Raw genomic sequence first — 1,303 nt, 5'->3', positions numbered from 1 at the left:
CTTTCTTCAGTCTTTTTACGACTAGCAGGATCTACAATCATTCTTGCCGATTTATAAGCCAGGTAAAATTCCCTGTCGTCAATAAACAGTTCCATATAGAAAACTTTTGGACATTTAGATTTTTGCAAAAAATATCACAGTACAAATCCTTACCAACTCTAGTAAAACCTAATGCGAGAATCAAAATCCCGCATTAGAGAAAAAACACTGCTGTATGGGTAAATAAAAAATTAGCGTTTCGTTTTGTTTTTATAGAAAAGAAACCTAATAAGCTCGAAAATTGCTACACCCATTATGATGGCAGTAATATCTAGTCGGGTATCTATTGAATAAACATTTAATTGAAATAACACATGGTTTATGCCAACAAAAATTCCTGTGATAAATCCTCCGATTATGAATTGCTTGATCATTTTAGGGTTCTTTTCGTTTATTTATGGTGTTCGAGCTGTTTATAATGCATAAAGTTTCTATGTAGACCGACACTTTGTTTTTTATTTTTTTCTTCTTTCAATTAGAAAATAAATTATTGGAGAAGACAGTAGAATTGAAAAGAAAACAATTATTGCTCCGTTAAAACCGTATAGTCCAATAAAGTATCCTAAAAGGGGGAGTCCGATAAAGCTAAAAATTATAATAAGTGTTTCGATAATTAGTCTTTTCATAACTTTAAAATAAACGACTTATTAGTTTCGCTACTTTACCCGCAGCTCCTGTCGAATGCGCTATGCCTCCTGCTAATGCAGACCAACCAACAACTCCCCAGTCAACTTCACCATTTTCATAAACAACTAGTTCTTTGTTGTCTGTTAGAGATTTAGAGAGTAAAGACTTGTCATTATCTGAAATATCCAAAGACTTAAGAAACTTTTGCTGAAAATTATCGATGTAATTAATACCATCTTTTAAGGTGTTAATATTTTTATCAGGATTAAAATTATCCTTTACATTGGTTAAAAAGTTATTATGAATCTTCCCATACTTTTCAAATGACTCAAATCTCAGTTTTTCAGCCTTAGGCTTTGCATTGTCGTAAGACTTGTTACAGCTTATTATAGCAGCTACTACTATTACTGAACTAATTAATAAGAAATAAAATTTTTTCATAATTTTGGATTTTTAATTGGGAGCGGGAACTCCCGGTTATTATTAGAATTTTGAATTTCACCCTGCATTTTTGTGCAGGGTGTTTTTTTGTGGTGTTGTTACTGTTTTATTCTTCGCTTTGTTCTTCGGGCCTTTCGCTTTCTTCAGTCTTTTTACGACTAGCAGGATCTACAATCATTCTTGCCGATTTATAAGC

Annotated in this window: 1 protein-coding gene; it reads right to left on the bottom strand. The window is 32.2% G+C overall.

Annotated elements, in window-relative coordinates; translation table 11 throughout:
* Positions 1-669 precede the first annotated feature (669 nt).
* Positions 670-1,107 carry a hypothetical protein gene (locus NQ163_RS20530; protein WP_268192183.1) on the bottom strand — a complete coding sequence of 146 codons (438 nt, stop codon included), beginning with the start codon at positions 1,105-1,107 and terminating at the stop codon, positions 670-672.
* Positions 1,108-1,303 lie beyond the last annotated feature (196 nt).

The organism is Marinifilum sp. D737 (assembly GCF_026672275.1).
In the GTDB taxonomy this organism is placed as follows: domain Bacteria; phylum Bacteroidota; class Bacteroidia; order Bacteroidales; family Marinifilaceae; genus Marinifilum.
Note: the sequence above shows the minus strand (reverse complement) of the source record. Positions and strands in the feature narration are given on the sequence as shown.